Origin of the sequence: Deinococcus alpinitundrae, from assembly GCF_009982895.1 — a bacterium.
Lineage (GTDB): Bacteria > Deinococcota > Deinococci > Deinococcales > Deinococcaceae > Deinococcus > Deinococcus alpinitundrae.
Map to the genome: position 1 here is coordinate 199,647 of NZ_WXZL01000001.1, position 18,436 is coordinate 218,082.

An 18,436-nucleotide genomic window follows, 5' to 3' on the forward strand; every position below is an offset into this window, starting at 1 on the left:
CGAGGAGCAGTAATGTTGCAATATCGAGTAAAATAGAGATTGGACTTTAGCAGACTTCGAGTCACTCCCTAGATCCACTGTCCCATTTCGATTTTTATTGATGATCAGAGTAGTAAAGGATAATACGACGGTCAATAGGCTTTGGATGAATTGAGGCACTTGCTTGATATCCAGGCAACACAGGAGAAATCCAATAGCGTTGCACGTTAGAGAGTAGTACGCTTTTTTCATTTTAGATGATTGGCCAGTAGGGATGGCTTGTACCGAAAAGTAAAACAGAACGTTCATTCTAAAACCTCACACGTCTGACTACCTGACGATCCCCTTGCCCACTCCCTACCTTCCAGTTCCTCAAAGGACTTGCATGGAATTTCTGCAACAGTACGGCTTTCTCATCGCCACCATGCTTCAGCAAGGGCTGCTGGGCCTGAGCCTGTACGCGCCGCTGATGGCCGGGCAGCTCTCGCTGGCGAGTCCGGGCTTTTATGCGCTGGGCGGCTACATCGCCGCCATCATGCTGACCAATCCGGCCTTCGCCAGTTGGCGAGATACGCTCGGCTACGGCATCTACCCACTGACCTGGCTGCTCGCGGCACTGGCCTGTGCACTGCTGGGCGTCATCGTAGGTGTGCCCGCGCTGCGGCTGCGCGGCATTTATCTGGCGCTGGCGACTATCGCCTTCGTCGAGATTCTGCGGGTGCTATCACTCAACCTGAGCATCACCGGCGGCGCGACGGGCATCTTTGGCATTCCGCAGAGTTTCGGCTTCGTGGACCGCTGGCAATATTTGTGGTTGTTCTTGCCGCTCCTCGTGGTCACGCTGATCTTCTTCCGGCAGCTCTCCAAGTCGCGCACGGGCCGGGCGTTCCGGGCCATCCGCGAGGACGAACTGGCGGCGGGGGCGATGGGCGTGTCGCCAACGCGCTACAAGGTGCTGGCCTTCGTCATCGGCGCGGTGCTGGCGGGTATCGTCGGTTCGATGAGTGCGCCGTTTCTCAATGTCTGGAACGCCAAGCAGGGCACCTTCGACGCCTCGATCGCCTACCTGGCCTACGTGCTGATCGGCGGCAGCCGCAGCATGTGGGGACCGCTGGTGGGCGGCGCGCTGCTCTCGGCACTGCCGGAAGTGCTGCGCGGCCTCGCGGACTGGCGGCTGGTCATCAACGGGCTGGTGCTGGTGGTGGTCAGCTTGTATCTGCCGCAGGGCATCGTGGGCAGCCTCAGCCCCAAACCCCGGCCCCCGACCCGGCCCACCCCCCCACCACTCAGCGAGGGACCGTCCGGGCCGCCGTACACGTCGGAGACGACGTGAACACTATGGAGACCACATGAGCGACTCTGCTCCCCCCAAGAACGCGGCGCAAGACGCCCCGGTGCTGCTCGACGCCCAGCACCTGACCCGCAGGTTCGGCGGTCTGGTGGCGGTGGGCGACGTATCGTTTCAGGTGCGCCGTGGCGAGATCTTCGGATTGATCGGCCCCAACGGCGCGGGCAAGACCACCCTGTTTAACCTGATGACCGGCCTGACCCCGCCGAGCAGCGGCTCGCTGCGCTTCGGCGACCAGACGATGACCGGCCTCGCGCCGCACCAGATCGCCGAGTCGGGCATCAGTCGCACCTTCCAGAACATCCGGCTGTTCGGGCCGCTCTCGGCGCTCGAAAACGTCAAAATCGCCCAGCACGCCCGCACCCGCGCCGGATTGTGGGCCGGGGTGTTTGGCCGCGACCGGGCCGAGGAGCGCCGGGTCAATCTGCGCGCCTGGGAACTGCTCGATCTGGTGGGCCTGAGTGACCGGGCAGGCGAGCAGGCGGCCAATTTCAGCTACGGCGACCAGCGGCGGCTCGAAATTGCCCGCGCCCTGGCGACCCAGCCGCGCGCCCTCTTGCTCGACGAACCGGCGGCGGGCATGAACACCGCCGAGAAAAGCGCCCTGACCAGCTTCATCCGCGAAGTGCGCGACCGCTTCGACCTCACCGTGATGGTCATCGAGCACCACGTTCCACTGGTCATGAATCTGTGTGACCGGGTGGCGGTGCTCAATTTCGGCGAGCTGATCGCGGTGGGCGACCCGGCCAGCGTGCAGCGCGACCCCAAGGTGATCGAGGCGTACCTGGGGTCGTGAGCATGGGTTTATTTGATGTACAACACGGCTTTGCAGGCCTCCACACCGATCAGTTCGATATCGCTGCGGCGATTCTGTGCCCAGTCGCCTCGCCCGAGACGCCAGCGGTTCAACACGGCTGGCTCGCCGCGCCGGGTGGCCCAGTTGCTGCCGTTCGGTTGGTAGCCCATGCTCCCGGACACGCGGTTGGACGCCGGGTTATCGAAGAACGCTTCACTGGCCGCTTCCGCCGCTCCGAGGCCTTCGAAAGCGAGGTGAAGAATAGCCGCGCGCATCTCACGCCCCAGACCTTGTCGCCGAATGCCCGGAGCCAGCCAGGAAAAGCTGGCGACGGTTCGGCAGGTGTCGAAATCCACGCCTATTAAGTCCTGCATGCCCACGGCCTGTCCGTCCAGCATGACCACAAAGTACAAGCGCCAGGAACCGGGACTGACAGTGCCGCGCCCGCGCCAGATGGCCTGGAGCCACTTCCTTTCACGCACCGGATTGTCCTCGTATAAAGACATGGGATCATCGAACGGATCAAGTGGCCCTGCGACCACGCCCTTACGAACGATGGGAAGCAGCTGGGCCAGCAGTTCGTCGGTCGCTCCATGCAGCTCCAGCTTGGGCGTGATGATCCTGAGATTGAGCGGTGGGTAGAGCGTGGTGGACATGACAGCATCAGAACACGGGGAAGTCCAGACAAGCCATGCGTCAAACGGCGTATCACAGCCTTCAGTACGCGGTTAGCCCTCCGCAGGCAGCGCGAAGAACCCGTCCCCTCCCCTCCGTCTTCTCCACACGCCCACCCGAAAGGAGCCTTCCCTTGCCTCTCCTAGAACTGATCAACCTCAGCGTCAACTACGGCGCGATTCAGGCCGTGCGCGATCTGTCCTTGACCGTCGAGGCCGGTGAGATCGTCACCCTCATCGGCGCGAACGGCGCGGGCAAGACCACCACCCTGCGGGCCATCTCAAGGATGCTCAAGGCCCGCAGCGGTAGCCTGATGTTCGACGGCCACGACCTGACGCGCGCCGCGCCCGACGCGGTGGTGCGCTACGGCATCGCCCAGAGTCCCGAAGGTCGGCAGGTGCTCGCGCGCCAAAGCATCGCCGACAATCTCGAACTCGGCGCGTACATCCGTAAGGATACGGCAAGCATTCAGGCCGACGTCAGGCGGATGTTCGAGCGCTTCCCGCGTCTGGGCGAGCGGCGCAACCAGCTGGCGGGCACGCTGTCGGGCGGTGAGCAGCAGATGCTGGCCATCGCCCGGGCACTGATGAGCCGCCCCAAGCTGCTGTTGCTCGACGAACCGAGCCTAGGCCTCGCACCGATTATCGTCCTGGAAATCTTCGCCATCATCAAGGAACTCAACGCCCAGGGCGTCACCATCTTGCTGGTCGAGCAAAACGCCCGGCTGGCGATGCAAAGTAGCCACCGTACTTACGTCATGGAAGCCGGACAGGTGACCTTCAGCGGGCTGTCGAGCGATCTGGTGGGCGACGAGCGGGTGCTGCACGCCTACCTGGGCGGCTGACGCTTGACAGATCGAGCACGGGGGCCAGGGAAGAAACTATCCCTGGCCCCCGCGCTGCCCTGCCCCTCTCAATGCTTCAGCGCGTGCCGAACTCCTGGGTCCAGTAGGTGCCGTATTGAGCACCCTGCTGGTAGATGTAGCCCGCACCGAGTTCCTTGTACTTGGGGTCCATCAGGGTCTTGCAGTGCGAGGGGCTGTCGATCCAGCCCTGCACGACGGCGGCGATGGCGTAGCCCGCCGCGATGTTCTCACCGAGTTCCTGCCAGCTGCCGTAGCCCGCTGCCTCGTTGCGCGTGACCAGGGTGCTGCCGTCCGGACCGACGTGGCTGAAGTACGACTTGCTGGCCATGTCCTGCGAGTGGGCGCGGGCCGACTTGGCGAGGTAGCCGTTCCAGGTCAGCGGACCTGCTGCCGCGAACGACTGATCGCCGCAGGTGCGGGCTTTGGCGCGGGCCTGGTTGGTCTGCTCCAGCACCATGCGCTCTTCTGCCGTCATGTCCTGCGGTCCGGCGTCCTTGTTGCTGCTGGCCGTCAGGCCGCCCGACACCTCGTTGCTGCCCAGCGCGGCGGGCAGATTGGCTCCTCCGCAGGCGGTCAGGGCGAGGGCGAAAAAGCCGAGGGTCAGAACCATTAAAGGACGCGTCATGGGATATCTCCAGAGGGGGCAACGAGGAAGAAAGAAGAGGAAAGCGGGACTGTTCTTGGTCCTAGAGTAGAAATTCGTCCCTTGCGGCTCCCTCACCTTTCGGTGAGATGCAGTGGCCTTCGTGCACCAGGTGGTGATCAATGCCATGACGACGCCGTCCAGCACGGTAGCGGCAGACTTGCCAAACGTGGCGAAGAAGACGACAGCAGGCCAAAGGTGAAGGTGGCGAGCCGAAAAATTCGCTTTCATATCGGTTTATGAGTGATTTCTCATCGAGTCTGAGATTTCTGGGGAAAGACAGAGCGCCGTTTTCGAGTGGGTTTTACTGCGCCCAGAGCAGCTTTTCAGACTTTGTAAGAGTTGTAGCGCTGGCCTCATCTGCCGAGCCGATTGACCCTCACCTCGCGCCTCTCATGCCGGTCGGGAGTATGGTGGAGATCTTGTGAACCTGATCTTTTCCTGGGCAGCCCTGCGCGCCTTGACTCCCACCCCCGGCAGCGGCGGCGTGCTGCGCTCGCGGCCCGAGGATTTCGTGGTCGAGGAGCGCCCCACCTATCTGCCCTCCGGCAGCGGCGATCACCTCTACCTGCACTTGGAGAAAGTCGGCCACACGACCGCCCATCTGGCCCGCGAACTCACCCGGCAACTCGGCGTCAAGACCAGGGATCTGGGCATCGCGGGCCTCAAAGACCGCCACGCCGTGACCCGGCAGTGGATCAGCCTCCCGGCCAAGTTCGAGTCGCGGCTGGGTGACTTCCAGCTGGAGGGCGTGCGGATTCTGAAGGCCAGCCGCCACACCAACAAGCTGGGGCTGGGCCACCTGCGTGGCAACCGCTTCACGGTGAGGGTGCGCGGCGCGGCAGGCACAGCCGGGCAGGCGCAGGCCACCCTGGACCTGCTGGGCCGCCTGGGGCTGCCCAACTACTTCGGCCCGCAGCGCTTCGGCCTCGGCGGACTGAATGCCGAGGAGGGCTTGAAAGTGCTGCGCGGCGAATCGGAACTGCGCGATCCCCAGGTGCGGCGCTTTCTGAGCAGCAGCGTGCAGAGCGCAGTGTTCAACCGCACGGTCAGTCTGCGGCTGGAGCGCGGGCTGTTTGATCAACTGCTCAGCGGCGATATGGCCAAGAAGCGCGATACCGGCGGGGTCTTTCTGGTCGAAGATGCCCAGGCCGAGTCGCCGCGTGCCGAGCGGGGCGAGGTCAGCGCCACCGGCACGCTGTTCGGCCGCAAAACCAAGCCGCTGACCCTGGACGCGGGCGCGCTGGAACTGGAAGTGCTGGGCGAGTTCGGTTTGACGCCTGAAGTCTTTGCGTCTCGCAAGGGCGACCGCCGTCTCATCCGCATCTTCATGGAAGACGCCCAGCTGCAGCCCGAAGACGACGGCTACACGGTCAGTTTCGCCCTGCCCAAGGGCAGCTTCGCGACCTCGGTGCTGCGCGAACTGATGAAGACGGACGTGGACGCGCCGGGCCTAGCAGACGACCCCGACGAGACTGACCCCAGCGACGAAGACAATGCTGGAGACGCCGGGTGAAACCTCCCCTCCTGCGCGCGCTGCTGCTCGGTGGCGTGCTGGGCAGCTGGAGCGTTGCCGCGCCCAGCGCCGACTCGGCCACCCTGCGGCCCACCTTCGGCGGCGTGCTGCTCGAAGCCCACCTGCTGCCGGGCAACGCGCCGAGCCTCACCGGCGTCTGGGCGGACGCGGGACACGCCAAGTTGCTGCGGTGCGCGCCACGCTGCCAGGTGGTCAAGGAGATTCCGCTGAGCGGGCCAATGACCATCTCGCAGAGCAGCGCCTACCGGGTGGTGCTGGGCGGCACCTTCAAGCCGGGCAAGCGCGTCAAGGTACTGCTGCGCTTCGGGCAGACCGACCTGATCGCCGTGGACGCCATGGTGACGGCAGCGACCCGCTGAGCTTCCGCCAGACTTGAAGGTGGTGGCCCACCCCAATCCGGCGCTGCGCCGGGCCTTTCTGGACACCCGTTACGGCACCGCTGGTGAGCGCCTGCGCCTGCGCCAACGGCCAGGACCGGGACCGTCATGGACCGCACCGGGGCAGCGCTGGGCCATTCTGACCGCCTGGAATCCACAGGGCCAGCGGCGAGACCCGGCCAGCAACGCCGAAGCGCAGCTGCTGCTGCGTGCTGCCCTGACGGATTGGCCGCTAGTGGAGGGGGTCAACGGCGAGGGCAAGTGGGCTGAGCCGAGCCTGATCGTGCCGGGACTGGGGCTGCGGCGGGCTGCCCGGCTGGGCCAGCTCTTTGGGCAGGCAGCCGTGCTGTGGGGCGTCGGCCAGCGGGCCGCGCTGGTGTGGTGTGAGGGTGATCTCAAGAGCGACTTGAGCAGCGGCGCGGGCCTGCGCCTGGAGCGACGCTGGCTGGTCCCTGATCGGCCGAGTGGACCACCCTGAGCCGATTGCCGCCGACCCGGCACGTCAGCAAACTGGACGGTGCGGGTATACTGCTCGCCCATGACCCCGCCCACCCCGCCCGCTGCGGTCCCGGAGAGCCTGCCAGCCCAGCCGGTGTCAGCCCAGCCCCTCCCAGCACAGATTCACCTCAGCGCCGGGGTGACGCCCGACGAGTTGGCGCGCTACGCAGTGGCACTGGCCAATACACGCGGCGGCGTCATTCAAGTCGAGGCGGGCGAGGGCAGCGCCGAACTGCACCCCCTGCAGGTCACCCACGCCATTTTCGCCCTCAGTGGCGGGCGGCTGAGCGTCAACGTGGAGCGCGCCCAGACCGACGCGGGTCAAGCGGCGCTGAGCATCTATGTGCCGCAGGCGCTCTACCTGCTTTCGGCCCCCGATGGCTCGGTCAGCGGCTGGAACGGTCAGACCTTCGTGCCGGTCTCGCCTGCCGAGGCTCCGATCAGCGCCCAGCAGGATTACACCGCCAGCGTGCCGGTGACGGCCAGCCTGGCCGACCTCGATCCGTTGGAAGTGGCCCGGCTGCGCTCGATCTCGCACCGGGGCGCACTCTCGCAACTGGCCGATCTCGATTTTCTCCAGGCACTGGGGCTGATCGTGCCGAGCGGCGCGGCTCAGGAACTGCGCCCCACCATCGCCGGGATTCTACTGGCCGGAACTGAGCGCGCGCTGCGGGCGCACCTGCCGCAAGCCGAGGTCTGCTACTACCACCACGCCGAGAGCGACGTGGAATTTCAGTTCAGAGAGGACCTGCTGCGCCCGCTCACGGCGGCGCTGGCCCGCTTATCGGAGCTGATTCAGGCGCGCAACAGCTTCACACCGGTGCAGGTGGGCCTCTTTCGGATCGAAGTCTGGGACCATGACGAGGCGGTCTACCGCGAGGCGCTGCTCAATGCCCTGACCCACCGCGATTACCAGTTGCGCGACGTGGTGCATGTGCACCATTACCCAGACCGGCTGGACATCATGAATCCCGGCGGCCTGAGTGGCGGCATCACGGCGGCCAATATCCTGCGCCACCAACCCAAGCGCCGCAATCCGCTGCTAGCCGAGGCGTTGGCCCGGCTCGGCCTGGTCGAACGGGCCGGGGTGGGGGTGGACAAGATGTACGCCATGATGCTGCGCTGCGGCAAGGAGCCGCCCGAGTACCTGACCTACCCCGACGCGGTGAGCCTGAGCCTGCACAACCCCGGCTTCAACGCGCCGTTCGTGCGTTTCGTGGCCCGCAAGCAAGAGGAGATGCAGACCCTGTCGCTGGACATGCTGATCGTGCTCTCGCTGCTGGGGCGAGAAGGCCAGGCCAGCCGCGCCCAGCTCGCCCGCGCTCTGCAACTGCCTGAAGACCGTACGCCGAGGCTTCTCGGCATGATGGAGGAGCGCGGTTTGATCGTCTCGGAACGCATGGGCCGGGAGCGCATCAACCGCCTCTCGGCGCGGTCGCTGGCCGCGCTACGCGAGCAACAACCGGGCCGCTCCAGGCCCAGCAACTTCGGAGCGGAGCAAAGCGGGCCGGAGTCGGCAGCCCTCTCCAGGTCGTCCAGACCAGCCTCCAGGTCTGGGCCGGAGCCAGCGCCGGTGATGCGACAGGCGGCCCTGAGCCGGGCCGCGCTGGAGCAGCTGGCCCTGGCCCTGGCCTGCCGTCCGGAAGGCGTGTGCAACCGCGATCTGCGTAACGAGGGCGATCTGAACGCCCAGAGTGCCTGGCGGGTGCTGCGCCGCCTGAGTCTGGCCGGGCAGCTTCGCAAGGTGGGCCGGGGACCGCGCGTCCGCTACCACCTCCCCGAAATGTAAAGCACTCCGGTTCGAGCCGCCCTGCACTGAGGGCAAACACTCGCACGGCGGGCGCAACGGGCCAGGGTCAGTCTTAAGTTTCTCTTCACCCAGCGCCGGGTCCGCTGCCTCCTGATGGCCTCCTGACCCTACCTCTCACTGTGCCCTCAACACCGTGCCGAACGCGCCCCAGCGGCGCTCATCACATTGACAAGCCGGAGCCTGGGGTGTACTCTTCCTCTACCAAACGCTCAAACGTGGAAGCGCTTCCGCACACAGACCATGACCTTCCCAGGCAGGCTCTGCAAAGGTGGCGACTCCACACGGAGGAATACATGAAGAAACCCGCCATGTTGCTCGCCCTTACCACTGTCGCCGCCTTCGGATCGGCGCAGGCCGTCACCGTCACGCTCGCCTGCGGCTCCGTCGGTCAGGAACTCCAGCTTTGCAAAGACGGCGCGGCGCGCTGGGCCAAGAAGACCGGCAACACCGTCAAGGTCTTCGAAAGCCCCAACCTGACCAACGACCGCCTGGGCCTCTACCAGCAGCAGCTCGCCGCCAAGAGCAGCGACATCGACGTCTACCAGCTCGACGTGGTGTGGCCCGGCCTGCTCTCGCAGCACTTCGTGGACCTCAAGGGCAAGATCCCTGCCGCCGAGGTCAATGCCAACTTCAAGGGCATCATCGCCGCCGATACCGTCAACGGCAAGCTGGTGGCCATGCCCTGGTTTACCGACGCGGGCCTGCTGTACTACCGCACCGACCTGATGAAGAAGTACGGCTACTCGGCTGCCCCCAAGACCTGGGCTGAACTGGCCGCCATGGCCAGCAAGATCCAGGCCGGTGAGCAGAAGACCAACAAGGCCTTTGCCGGCTACGTCTTCCAGGGCAAGAACTACGAGGGCCTGACCTGCGACGCGCTGGAATGGGTCGCCTCGTTCGGCGGCGGCGCGATCGTGGACGACGCGGGCAAGATCACCATCAACAACCCCCGTGCGGCCGCTGCACTCAACGCTGCGGCGAGCTGGGTCGGCACCGTCAGCCCCAAGGGCGTCACCACCTACGACGAGGAACCCGCTCGCGGCATCTTCCAGTCGGGCAACGCCGCCTTCATGCGCAACTGGCCCTACGCCTGGGCGCTCGGTCAGGGTGAGGACAGCAAGGTCAAGGGCAATATCGGCGTGGCCCCGCTGCCTGCAGGCCCCGGTGGCAGCCCCGCCGCGACCCTCGGCGGCTGGCAGCTCGGCGTCAGTATGTACTCCAAGAATCAGGCCGCGTCCATCGAATTGGTGCGCTACCTAACCGGCCCCGCCGAGCAGAAGATCCGCGCCATCGAGGGGGCCTACAACCCCACCATCAGCGCGCTGTACCAGGACAAGGACATCCTGAAGGCCAACCCCTTCTTCGGCAGCCTGCTGAGCGTCTTTACCAACGCTGTGGCACGTCCCTCCGGCCCCACCAAAGGCAAGTACAACCAGGTCTCGCAGGCGTTCAGCACCGCCGTCAGCGACGTGCTGAACAAGAAGATGACCGGCACCGCCGCCGTGGCGCAGCTGAGCACCGACCTGGCCCGCATCAAGGGTCGCGGCTGGTAAGCGTTCACCCAGACCCCTGCCGCTGGGTCTGATGGGGAACGTCCAGAATTCGTGGACGTTCCCCACTTTTTGGTTTGGCAACCTGATGCCCAACTGACGCTAGACTGAGCCTCCCAGACATCTTCCAGCGCTCAGACGGCTCGCCCGCACCTGCCCCCCGGCAAGCACCGCTCCACGATTTCCACAGGAGGCCCCACATGACCACCATCAAGACCACGGCAGCGCCGGTCCGGCAGCGAGGCATCGAGGCCGCGCGTGCCCGGCAGGCCATCTGGCTGATCTTACCCACCATGATCGCCATCGTGCTGGTCGCCGGGTATCCCCTGTACCGCACCATCTTCTTCTCGATGTTCGATGCCAACCTCACCTCGCCGGATCAGCGCACCTTCCTGGGGCTGGGCAATTTCTGGTTTACCACCGACGAGGGCGTGGCGCTGGGCTTTTTACAAGACCCCAAATGGTGGGGCGCGGTGTCGAACACGCTGCTGTTTACCGTGGTGTCGGTGTTCCTGGAAACGGTCTTCGGCATGATCATCGCGCTGGTGGTCAACAGCGCTTTCCCGGGCCGGGCCTTTCTCAGAACCGCCATGCTGGTGCCCTGGGCCATTCCGACTGTCGTCTCGGCACAGATGTGGGCCTACATGTACAACGATTCGTTCGGGCTGATCGGGCGCGGCCTGCTGGGCGGCACGGCGCTGCTGGCCAATCCCACCAGTTCGATCTGGGCCATGATCGCGGTGGACGTCTGGAAAACCACCTCGTTCATGGCACTGCTGATTCTGGCGGGTCTGCAAAGCCTGCCGAGCGACATGTACGAGGCCGCCGACATGGACGGCGCGAGCAAGTGGACGCAGTTCTGGCGTATGACCCTGCCGCTGCTACGCCCGGCGCTGCTGGTGGCACTGGTGTTTCGCAGCCTGGACGCCCTGCGCGTTTTCGACATCATGTCGGTGATGGTCGGCAACGTCTCGGCGGCGCGGCTCTCGATGACCGCCTACGCCCGGCAGGCGCTGATCGACAACCAGTTGCTCGGCCTGGGCAGCGCCGTCTCGATTGCCATCTTCATCATCATCATGGTGATCGTGGTCGTTTACGTGACCGCCTTCCGCGTGAAGTTCGACTGAGCCGATTTCGTTTGGCCGAGTTCGATTGAATAACGGGCAACTGTACACCGGACGACTGAGCAGAGGGGAGCAGCCATGTATCTGAAACGCACCAACCCGACTTTGTATTACCTCCAGCGCGTCGGCTTTTACGTGCTGGTGGTCGTGATCACACTGTATCTGCTCGTGCCGTTTTTGTGGGCGGTGCTGACCAGCTTTCGCAAAGCGGGCGATCTGTTCTTGCAGCCGCTCCAGTTCATGACCGCGCCGTCCACGCTGGGCAACTACGCCGACGTGTTCGCCAATCCCAACTTCCGGCTGGGTCTGCTCTACAGTCTCATCACCGCCGTCGGCGCGGTGGCCATCGCCCTGCTGTTTGGCAGTTTCGCTGCCTACGCGCTGGGAAGATTCAAGTTCAAGTTCAAGTCGGCCATTCTCTACATCGTGCTGGCGGTCAGCGTCTTTCCGCAGATCGCGGTGCTCGGCGGTCTGTATACCCTGATCAATTCGCTGAATCTCTACAACAACCCCGGCGGCCTGATTCTCAGCTACCTGATCTTCACCATTCCCTTCACGGTGTGGGTGCTGACCTCCTTCGTGCGCGACATTCCCGGCGAGCTGGAAGAAGCCGCACTGGTCGATGGGGCCTCGCCGCTCCAGACTTTGTTCCGGGTGCTGTTTCCGGTGATGATGCCTGCCCTGGTCACGACCGGCCTGCTGGCCTTCATCAACGCCTGGAACGAGTACCTGTTCGCCCTGACCTTCACCAGCACCAAGCGCACGGTGCCGGTGGTCATCGCCAACTACTCGGGAGCCACCCAGTTCGATCAGCCCTGGGGCCAGATCATGGCCGCCAGCATCGTGGTGACGGTGCCGCTGATCATCCTGGTGCTGGTGTTCCAGCGCAACATCGTCTCGGGCCTCACGGCAGGCGCGGTCAAGGGCTAACGCCAGAGAAGCTGCACCTTGCAGGAGCCGGGCCAAGTGCTCGGCTCCTTTTTGCGGCGGCTAGATTTCCCCGCTGAATTGTCCGGCGACTTGGTCACCTGCGCCAGAACAGCGTCAGCTCAGCGCTGCTATAGTAATCTGCTGACCGACCATTAAGAAGATGAAGAAGACCCTGCTCCTCTCCCCCGTGCTGGCCCGCTTCCTGAAGCTGTGGCCGGGGCTGATCGCCGCCTTCTCGCTGATGGCGGTGTGGGGCAATCAGGTCACGCATCCGGAAGGACCGCGCACCCTGATGTCGGCGGGGCAGACGGCGCTGCCGGAACTGCGGGCCATGCCCGCGCCCACGCCGGGGCCGGGCCTGCTGAGCGCGCCGGATGCGGTGCCGGAGGTGGCCCTGCCAGTACTTCGGCGCACGGAAGTGCTGCTGGGAGGCGCGCAGCGGCCAGCAGGGACGCCGGACCTGACGGCGCTGGGGCGGCAGCAGACCGACGGTGGCTGAGCGCCCACACCGCCCGCTGCCCCCGTTCTCCTGTGCCCTTTCCTAATGTTTCCGGAGCCTGCATGACATTCAACACCCCCAAACGGCCTGTGCGCCGCAAGAAGGCCGCGCCGCAGCGGCGCAACGCCCTGACTACCACCCTCGCCATCTTCGCCGTGCTGCTGCTGAGTATCGCCTTTATCTGGCGGCCCTGGCAGCACCGCGAGCATCCCGGCGAGTTGTGGGGCAGCAACTTCAAGTTCATTACCCTGGGCCTCGACCTCGAAGGCGGGCTGCGGATGTCGCTCTCGCCGGAAACGGGCGTCGCCACCAAAGACCAGCTCGAGCAGGTCAAGACCATCATCGAAAACCGCATCAATACGCTGGGCGTCACCGAACCCACCGTGACGGTGTCGGGCGGCAAACGGGTGGTCGTGGAAATTCCCGGAGCCACCCCCGCCGTGCAAGACAGCGCCCGTCAGATCGTCAAGCAGCAGGCCAAGCTCGACTTTCATATCGTCAAGCCGGGAGCCAAGCAGGACCCGGCAGAATTGCAGCGCAACCCGGCGTCGCTCGGCTACAAGCTCTCCGACCTAGGCCCCGTCGAGGCCACCGGCGGCATCGTCTCGGGCGCGACGGCGGGCATTGATCAGCAGCGGCCCAGCGTCTGGCAGGTCAATGTCAACGTCAACCCCAAGGACGCCAAGTCCTTTGGCGACTTCACGGGCCGCAACGTCCAGAAGTCGATGGCGGTGGTGCTCGACGGCCAGATCAAATCGGTGGCGACCATCCAGTCGGCGCTCTACAACAACTTCCAGATCACCGGCAGCTTCACCTCTGAGGATGCCACCAACCTGGCGCTGGTCCTCAAGTCCGGCTCACTGCCGATCAAGATCAAGGTCGACGAGGAGCGCGCCATCGGGCCGACGCTGGGCGCAGACGCCATCCGCAGCGGCGCGATTGCTGCACTGGTGGGGATTGCCGCCGTCTTCTGCATGCTGTTTTTCTACTACGGCTTCTGGTTCGGGCTGGTCGGGGCGCTGGGCTTGCTGTTCAGCTCGGTGACCATCCTGGGCCTGCTCGGCGGCTTCGGGGCCACCCTGACCCTGCCGGGCATCGCCGGACTGGTGCTGACCATCGGCGCGGCGGTCGACGGCAACGTGATTTCCTTCGAGCGCATCAAGGAGGAAATGGGCCGGGGCAAGGGCCTGAAAAACGCCATCAACGTGGGTTACGAGCACTCCACCCTCACCATTCTGGACGTGAACGCCTCGCACTTGCTCTCGGCGCTGGCGCTTTACAACTACGCCTCGGGACCGGTCAAGGGCTTTGCCGTCACGCTCATCATCGGCGTGGTGGCCTCGGCCTTTTCCAATCTGGTGTTCGCCAAGTGGATGCTCTACGCGCTGGCCAACAAGCGCGACTTCAAAGCGCCGTTTCGCATCGGCGTGCCCAGAGTGGACTTCATCAAGGCGGCTCCTTACATCACCACCGCAAGCATTCTGCTGGCCATCGCGGGCGCGATTTTCGTGGGTGTCAAGGGCCTGAACTTCGGCGTCGATTTCGTTTCCGGCACCAGCATCACCGCCAAGGCCGCGCCCAGCACCACTACCGAGCAGATGCGGACTGCTGTGACCAGCGCAGGGGTGCCCACTGTGACCGGGCAGAGCACCAGCATTCAGCGCGAACTCAGCGCCACCACCAGCGGCGTCACCTACACCATCAAGGTGCCGCAGCTCGACAGCGATCAGGTCAAGGCCATCAGCGCCAAGATCAATGCGCTGCCGGGCGGCCAGGTCGGGCAGACCGAGACGGTGTCACCGTCGGTGGGCGCAGACCTCACCCAGCAGACCATCTACGCCGTGCTGGTGGGCCTGGGTCTGATTCTGGTGTACGTGTGGTTCCGCTTCGACTTCGTGATGGGCTTCGGTTCCATCATCGCCGTGCTGCACGACGTGGCCATCGTGATGGGCCTGTACGCCGTCGCCCGGCTGGAATTCAATATTGCCTCGGTGGCCGCACTCCTGACCCTCATCGGTTACTCGCTCAACGATTCGATCATCGTCTCGGACCGCATCCGCGAGAACCTGAAGCTGCTGCGCGGCAAGAGCTACCGCGAGATCGTCAACATCTCGATCAACCAGACGCTCTCACGCACGGTCATGACCTCGGTGAGCACCATGCTGCCGCTGTTCAGCTTGCTGATCTTCGGCGGCCCGGTGCTGCGCGACTTCTCGATTGCCTTGATCGTGGGCATCCTGATCGGCACCTATTCCAGCATCTACATCGTGGCCCCGATGGTGGTACTGCTCGAAGAGCGCATGGGCAAGAAGGCCGTGGCCGGCGCAGCGACACCGACCACGAAGTAAACCTCCTCAAATTCAAGGCGGGCGGCTGAAAAGCTGGCCCGCCTTTTCTGCTGCCTGCTCCGGCGCTTCAGGCGTGATACACCCAGACACCGTTTTCCAGGCTGCGGTCAATCGCGCCGCCCAGCCGCAGATACTCGGCGTGGGCCAGCGTCTCGGCCACGGCGAAACGCCGACCCGTGAGCGGCAACTCGCGGGCAAACAGCACGAAGCTCAGATCGTAAGCGTGGCGTGGCCGCTCGCGCACGGCGGCCAGCAACTCGTCCAGGCGCTCCAGGTGGTGCTCGCTGATGTCCCGCGCCCGCGCCGCCACGCCCTCCATCACCGGCCCGTGGTGGCCCACCACCGCTCGCACCGGGTTGAGTGCCTGCAGCTTTTCGAGCGTGGCGAAGTAGTCGCCCAGCGGATCGGGCCGCCCGTCCACGTACAAGCCAATGTTGGGGGTGATGCGCGGCAAAATGGCGTCGCCCGCAATCAGCGTTTGCGTTTCGGGTTGCCACAGCCCCAGATGGCCGTCAGCGTGCCCCGGCAACCACAGCACCTGCCACTCGGCTCCCGACAGCGGCACCGATTGCCCTTCCAGCAACGGCATCAGGCGGACGGCGGGGCGCACCCACTCGGCGGTCTGCGCTTCACCGACACCGAACTCCGGCGGCGCCCCATGCTCCGCAAAGAAGCGGTGCTGAGCGGGCAAATGCGTGTTCCAGTCTGACCAGAGCCATTCTTGCTGAATGGACTGCTCCAGCAGCTGCACCGACGCGCCGCTGCGCTCCTCGATCAGCCCGGCCAGACCGTAGTGGTCCGGGTGAATATGGGTCACGATGACGCGCTCGATGTCGGGCCAGTGCAGTCCCAGTTCGCTGAGCGCGCCTTCCAGCGCTTGCTGGGCCTCAGGCGTGTGGATGCTGGTGTCAATCAGGGTCACGGGCGGCGCGAGGTCAATCAGCACCGTCACGGTTTTCATCGGCAGAGGAATCGGAATCTGGGCGGCGTAGAGGGTGCCGCCCAGGTGATGCAGCGCGGGCGGGTGGGCGGCAGTGGTCATGACCCAGGCTAGCACTCCTTCTTGGACCCGGTGCAAAATTGCTGGGCGCCCCTGCCCGAATTGTGCCCAGGCCTGACACGACACCGACCGAACCCATTTTCCTCTTCCCGCTCTTGGGCAAAGCAGCACCCTCGTCATGAGCTGACAAAACCATGACCCGCCAGTGACCTGGGGCTGACAAATGGCCAGCAGAGTGTGAGGCATGAAGAAGCTCCTGACCCTGGGCCTCGGCCTGGTGACCCTGACCGCCGCTGCCGCCTCTGCCGAAACGATTACCGGCGCGGGCAGCTCGTTCGTCTACCCGCTCTACACCAAGATGTTCGCCGAGTACAAGAAGACCAACAACACCGACGTGAACTACCAGTCCGTCGGCTCCGGCGCGGGCCAGCAGCAGATCATCGCCCGCACCGTGGACTTCGGAGCCAGCGACAACCCCATGAGCGACGAGACCATGAAGACCGCTCCGGGCAAGCTGCTGCACATTCCCACCGCCATCGGCGCAGTGGTGGCCTCCTACAACGTCCCCGGCGTGACCACCCAGCTCCAGTTCACCGGCCCGCTGCTGGCCGACATCTACCTGGGCAAAGTCAAGCTGTGGAACGATCCGGCCATCAAGAAGCTCAACCCCGACGTCACGCTGCCCGCGCTGCCGATCACGGTGGCCCGCCGCTCCGACGGCTCCGGCACCACCGCCGTGTTTACCGATTACCTCAGCAAGATCAGCACCGAGTGGAAGACCAAGGTCGGCAGCGCCAACAGCGTGCAGTGGCCGGTAGGGGTGGGTGGCAAGGGCAACGACGGCGTGGCCGGAATCGTGAAAAGCACCCCCGGCTCCATCGGCTACGTCGAACTGACCTACGCCAAGCAGAACAAGCTGCTGTTCGGCTCGGTACAAAACCACGCGGGCAAGTTCATCGTGCCCGACAACGGCCCCGCCGCGCTGGCCGCCCAGGGTGTAGTCATTCCCGCCGACACCCGCGTCAGCATCACCAACAGCGCCAACGCGGGCGCGTACCCGATCTCCAGCTTCACCTACGTCATCTTCTACCAGGACCAGAAGTACGGCAACCGCACCCAGGCCCAGGCCAAAGAGTTCAAGAACCTGCTGAACTGGATGGTCGGGGCGGGGCAGCAGTACAACGAGCCGCTCGATTACGCCAAGCTGCCCGCCAATGTGGTCAATAAAGCCAAGACCATTCTGAACAGCGTGACCTACGGCGGCGCGAAGCTCTGATCTCAATCACCTGACCTTCCACGCGGGGCGCTCTTTTCGGGGCGCTCCGATTTTGACGGGGCCACCAGACCGTGACTTTTTGCTCAAGCTGACCTGGCCCTGACACCCAGCAGGTGAAATACTTTCACGCGCCCTTACCACGCGCCTCAAAGGCCACGCATGAATGAAACGCTCCCCAGAAAAGTGAAGCTGCCGCGTCTCAGTTCCAGAGGTGACGGCATCTTCCGCACGGTCATCATCGGCCTGTCACTGATCATCGCCCTGACCTTCGTGCTGAGCATCGTGCTGCTGGGCCAGCAGTCGTGGCCCGCCATCCAGGAGTTCGGCCTGGGCTTTCTGACCACCAACGTCTGGAACCCGGTGACCAGCGAGTACGGCGCGCTGAGCCTGGTGATGGGCACACTGCTGACCAGCTTTCTGGCCCTGCTGATCAGTGTGCCGCTGGCGATTGCCTCGGCCCTCTTCGTGGCCGAGTACGCCCCCAAGTGGCTGGCGAATCCGGTGGGCTACCTGGTTGAACTGCTGGCCGCCGTACCGAGCGTGGTCTACGGGTTGTGGGCGCTCTTTGCACTCAAGCCGCTGTTTCAGCAGGTGCAGCTGTGGCTGTATACCAGCAACCCGGACCTGACTGGCCACTGCATCGAGCTGTTCAACAGTAATAAAACCTCACTGCCCTGCTTCTTCATGCCGCAGGTGCCCACTGGCCTGGGCTTTTTGCTGGCTGTCACCATTCTCGCCATCATGATTTTGCCGTTCACCGCCTCGGTGGCCCGCGACGTCATCCGGCTGGTGCCTGCCGATCAGCGCGAGGCCATGTATGCGCTGGGCGCGACCAAATGGGAAGTCATCAGCCTGGCGATCTTGCCGTATGCCCGCGCGGGCATTATGGGCGGGGTCATTCTGGCGCTGGGTCGGGCGCTGGGCGAAACATTGGCGGTGGCGATGGTCATCGGCAACACCCCCGAGATCATCAAGAGCATCTGGTCGCCGACCGCGACGATGGCCTCGATGATCGCCAACCAGTTCGGCGACGCCCGCGAAGGGTTGCAGCGCGCCAGCGTGGTGGGCCTGGGCCTGACCCTCTTCTTCGTCAGCGTGTTTGTGAACCTGATTGCCCGCAGCATCATCTTGCGGATGACGCCGAAGGGGCTGTGATGCCCACGCCACTACTGAAAAGGAGT

At 64.6% G+C, this 18,436-nt stretch carries 17 protein-coding genes; 14 read left to right on the top strand and 3 right to left on the bottom strand.

The genetic code is table 11. The features are described from left to right. Positions 1-364: 364 nt before the first annotated feature. Together GUI70_RS01045 and GUI70_RS01050 are read left to right on the top strand one after the other, a co-directional pair. On the top strand, positions 365-1,312 hold the full coding sequence (locus GUI70_RS01045; protein ID WP_161880410.1) for a branched-chain amino acid ABC transporter permease: 948 nt from the start codon (positions 365-367) through the stop codon (positions 1,310-1,312). Positions 1,313-1,328: 16 nt separating this feature from the next. Next, positions 1,329-2,123 (top strand): ABC transporter ATP-binding protein, encoded by a 795-nt coding sequence (locus GUI70_RS01050; protein ID WP_161880411.1) that lies wholly within the window; start codon positions 1,329-1,331, stop codon positions 2,121-2,123. A gap of 8 nt (positions 2,124-2,131) precedes the next feature. Here GUI70_RS01050 and GUI70_RS01055 read toward each other — a convergent pair whose 3' ends face one another. Beyond that, a complete protein-coding gene (locus GUI70_RS01055) occupies positions 2,132-2,779 on the bottom strand; it encodes a GNAT family N-acetyltransferase (protein WP_161880412.1) in 648 nt (215 codons plus the stop codon). Positions 2,780-2,931: 152 nt separating this feature from the next. On the opposite strand from GUI70_RS01055, the gene GUI70_RS01060 reads away from it, so the two are divergent. Continuing rightward, on the top strand, positions 2,932-3,642 hold the full coding sequence (locus GUI70_RS01060) for an ABC transporter ATP-binding protein (RefSeq protein ID WP_161880413.1): 711 nt from the start codon (positions 2,932-2,934) through the stop codon (positions 3,640-3,642). Between the two features lie 76 nt (positions 3,643-3,718). Here GUI70_RS01060 and GUI70_RS01065 read toward each other — a convergent pair whose 3' ends face one another. Beyond that, a complete protein-coding gene (locus GUI70_RS01065) occupies positions 3,719-4,288 on the bottom strand; it encodes a CAP domain-containing protein (RefSeq protein WP_161880414.1) in 570 nt (189 codons plus the stop codon). A gap of 442 nt (positions 4,289-4,730) precedes the next feature. On the opposite strand from GUI70_RS01065, the gene truD reads away from it, so the two are divergent. The 9 genes from truD (at position 4,731) to secD (ending at position 14,979) form a co-directional block, all read left to right on the top strand. After that, positions 4,731-5,822 (top strand): tRNA pseudouridine(13) synthase TruD, encoded by a 1,092-nt coding sequence (gene truD / locus GUI70_RS01070; protein ID WP_161880415.1) that lies wholly within the window; start codon positions 4,731-4,733, stop codon positions 5,820-5,822. Then, positions 5,819-6,202, top strand: a complete 384-nt coding sequence (locus tag GUI70_RS01075; RefSeq protein ID WP_161880416.1) for a hypothetical protein — start codon at positions 5,819-5,821, stop codon at positions 6,200-6,202. Before truD ends, GUI70_RS01075 begins: the two co-directional genes overlap by 4 nt. A gap of 22 nt (positions 6,203-6,224) precedes the next feature. Beyond that, a complete protein-coding gene (locus tag GUI70_RS01080) occupies positions 6,225-6,698 on the top strand; it encodes a DUF3293 domain-containing protein (protein WP_237724620.1) in 474 nt (157 codons plus the stop codon). 60 nt (positions 6,699-6,758) lie between these two features. Beyond that, positions 6,759-8,507 (top strand): ATP-binding protein, encoded by a 1,749-nt coding sequence (locus GUI70_RS01085; RefSeq protein ID WP_161880418.1) that lies wholly within the window; start codon positions 6,759-6,761, stop codon positions 8,505-8,507. 314 nt (positions 8,508-8,821) lie between these two features. Then, complete coding sequence (locus GUI70_RS01090; RefSeq protein WP_161880419.1) at positions 8,822-10,081, top strand: ABC transporter substrate-binding protein; 1,260 nt, start codon at positions 8,822-8,824, stop codon at positions 10,079-10,081. Between the two features lie 197 nt (positions 10,082-10,278). Further along, positions 10,279-11,205 carry a carbohydrate ABC transporter permease gene (locus tag GUI70_RS01095; RefSeq protein ID WP_161880420.1) on the top strand — a complete coding sequence of 309 codons (927 nt, stop codon included), beginning with the start codon at positions 10,279-10,281 and terminating at the stop codon, positions 11,203-11,205. Between the two features lie 75 nt (positions 11,206-11,280). Further along, positions 11,281-12,132, top strand: coding sequence for a carbohydrate ABC transporter permease (locus tag GUI70_RS01100; RefSeq protein ID WP_161880421.1), 852 nt, complete (start codon positions 11,281-11,283; stop codon positions 12,130-12,132). Between the two features lie 160 nt (positions 12,133-12,292). Next, positions 12,293-12,631, top strand: coding sequence for a hypothetical protein (locus GUI70_RS01105; protein WP_161880422.1), 339 nt, complete (start codon positions 12,293-12,295; stop codon positions 12,629-12,631). Between the two features lie 62 nt (positions 12,632-12,693). Then, the gene (gene secD, locus GUI70_RS01110) at positions 12,694-14,979 is read left to right on the top strand and encodes a protein translocase subunit SecD (RefSeq protein WP_161880423.1); all 2,286 of its coding nucleotides are present in this window, start codon (positions 12,694-12,696) and stop codon (positions 14,977-14,979) included. A 67-nt stretch (positions 14,980-15,046) separates the two neighbouring features. Here secD and GUI70_RS01115 read toward each other — a convergent pair whose 3' ends face one another. Further along, positions 15,047-16,021: an MBL fold metallo-hydrolase gene (locus tag GUI70_RS01115; protein ID WP_161880424.1), complete on the bottom strand. Its 975-nt coding sequence runs from the start codon at positions 16,019-16,021 to the stop codon at positions 15,047-15,049. A gap of 202 nt (positions 16,022-16,223) precedes the next feature. On the opposite strand from GUI70_RS01115, the gene pstS reads away from it, so the two are divergent. Further along, on the top strand, positions 16,224-17,255 hold the full coding sequence (gene pstS / locus GUI70_RS01120; RefSeq protein WP_161880425.1) for a phosphate ABC transporter substrate-binding protein PstS: 1,032 nt from the start codon (positions 16,224-16,226) through the stop codon (positions 17,253-17,255). A 159-nt stretch (positions 17,256-17,414) separates the two neighbouring features. Continuing rightward, positions 17,415-18,410, top strand: coding sequence for a phosphate ABC transporter permease subunit PstC (gene pstC / locus GUI70_RS01125; protein ID WP_161880426.1), 996 nt, complete (start codon positions 17,415-17,417; stop codon positions 18,408-18,410). Positions 18,411-18,436: the final 26 nt, after the last annotated feature.

Excerpts from the sequence above, each read along its gene's own strand:
- GUI70_RS01045 (WP_161880410.1), top strand. The coding sequence starts at position 365 with ATGGAATTTCTGCAACAGTACGGCTTTCTCATCGCCACCATGCTTCAG.
- GUI70_RS01050 (WP_161880411.1), top strand. The coding sequence starts at position 1,329 with ATGAGCGACTCTGCTCCCCCCAAGAACGCGGCGCAAGACGCCCCGGTG.
- GUI70_RS01055 (WP_161880412.1), bottom strand. The coding sequence starts at position 2,779 with ATGTCCACCACGCTCTACCCACCGCTCAATCTCAGGATCATCACGCCC.
- GUI70_RS01065 (WP_161880414.1), bottom strand. The coding sequence starts at position 4,288 with ATGACGCGTCCTTTAATGGTTCTGACCCTCGGCTTTTTCGCCCTCGCC.
- GUI70_RS01085 (WP_161880418.1), top strand. The coding sequence starts at position 6,759 with ATGACCCCGCCCACCCCGCCCGCTGCGGTCCCGGAGAGCCTGCCAGCC.
- GUI70_RS01090 (WP_161880419.1), top strand. The coding sequence starts at position 8,822 with ATGAAGAAACCCGCCATGTTGCTCGCCCTTACCACTGTCGCCGCCTTC.
- GUI70_RS01095 (WP_161880420.1), top strand. The coding sequence starts at position 10,279 with ATGACCACCATCAAGACCACGGCAGCGCCGGTCCGGCAGCGAGGCATC.
- GUI70_RS01100 (WP_161880421.1), top strand. The coding sequence starts at position 11,281 with ATGTATCTGAAACGCACCAACCCGACTTTGTATTACCTCCAGCGCGTC.
- GUI70_RS01105 (WP_161880422.1), top strand. The coding sequence starts at position 12,293 with ATGAAGAAGACCCTGCTCCTCTCCCCCGTGCTGGCCCGCTTCCTGAAG.
- secD (WP_161880423.1), top strand. The coding sequence starts at position 12,694 with ATGACATTCAACACCCCCAAACGGCCTGTGCGCCGCAAGAAGGCCGCG.
- GUI70_RS01115 (WP_161880424.1), bottom strand. The coding sequence starts at position 16,021 with ATGACCACTGCCGCCCACCCGCCCGCGCTGCATCACCTGGGCGGCACC.
- pstS (WP_161880425.1), top strand. The coding sequence starts at position 16,224 with ATGAAGAAGCTCCTGACCCTGGGCCTCGGCCTGGTGACCCTGACCGCC.
- pstC (WP_161880426.1), top strand. The coding sequence starts at position 17,415 with ATGAATGAAACGCTCCCCAGAAAAGTGAAGCTGCCGCGTCTCAGTTCC.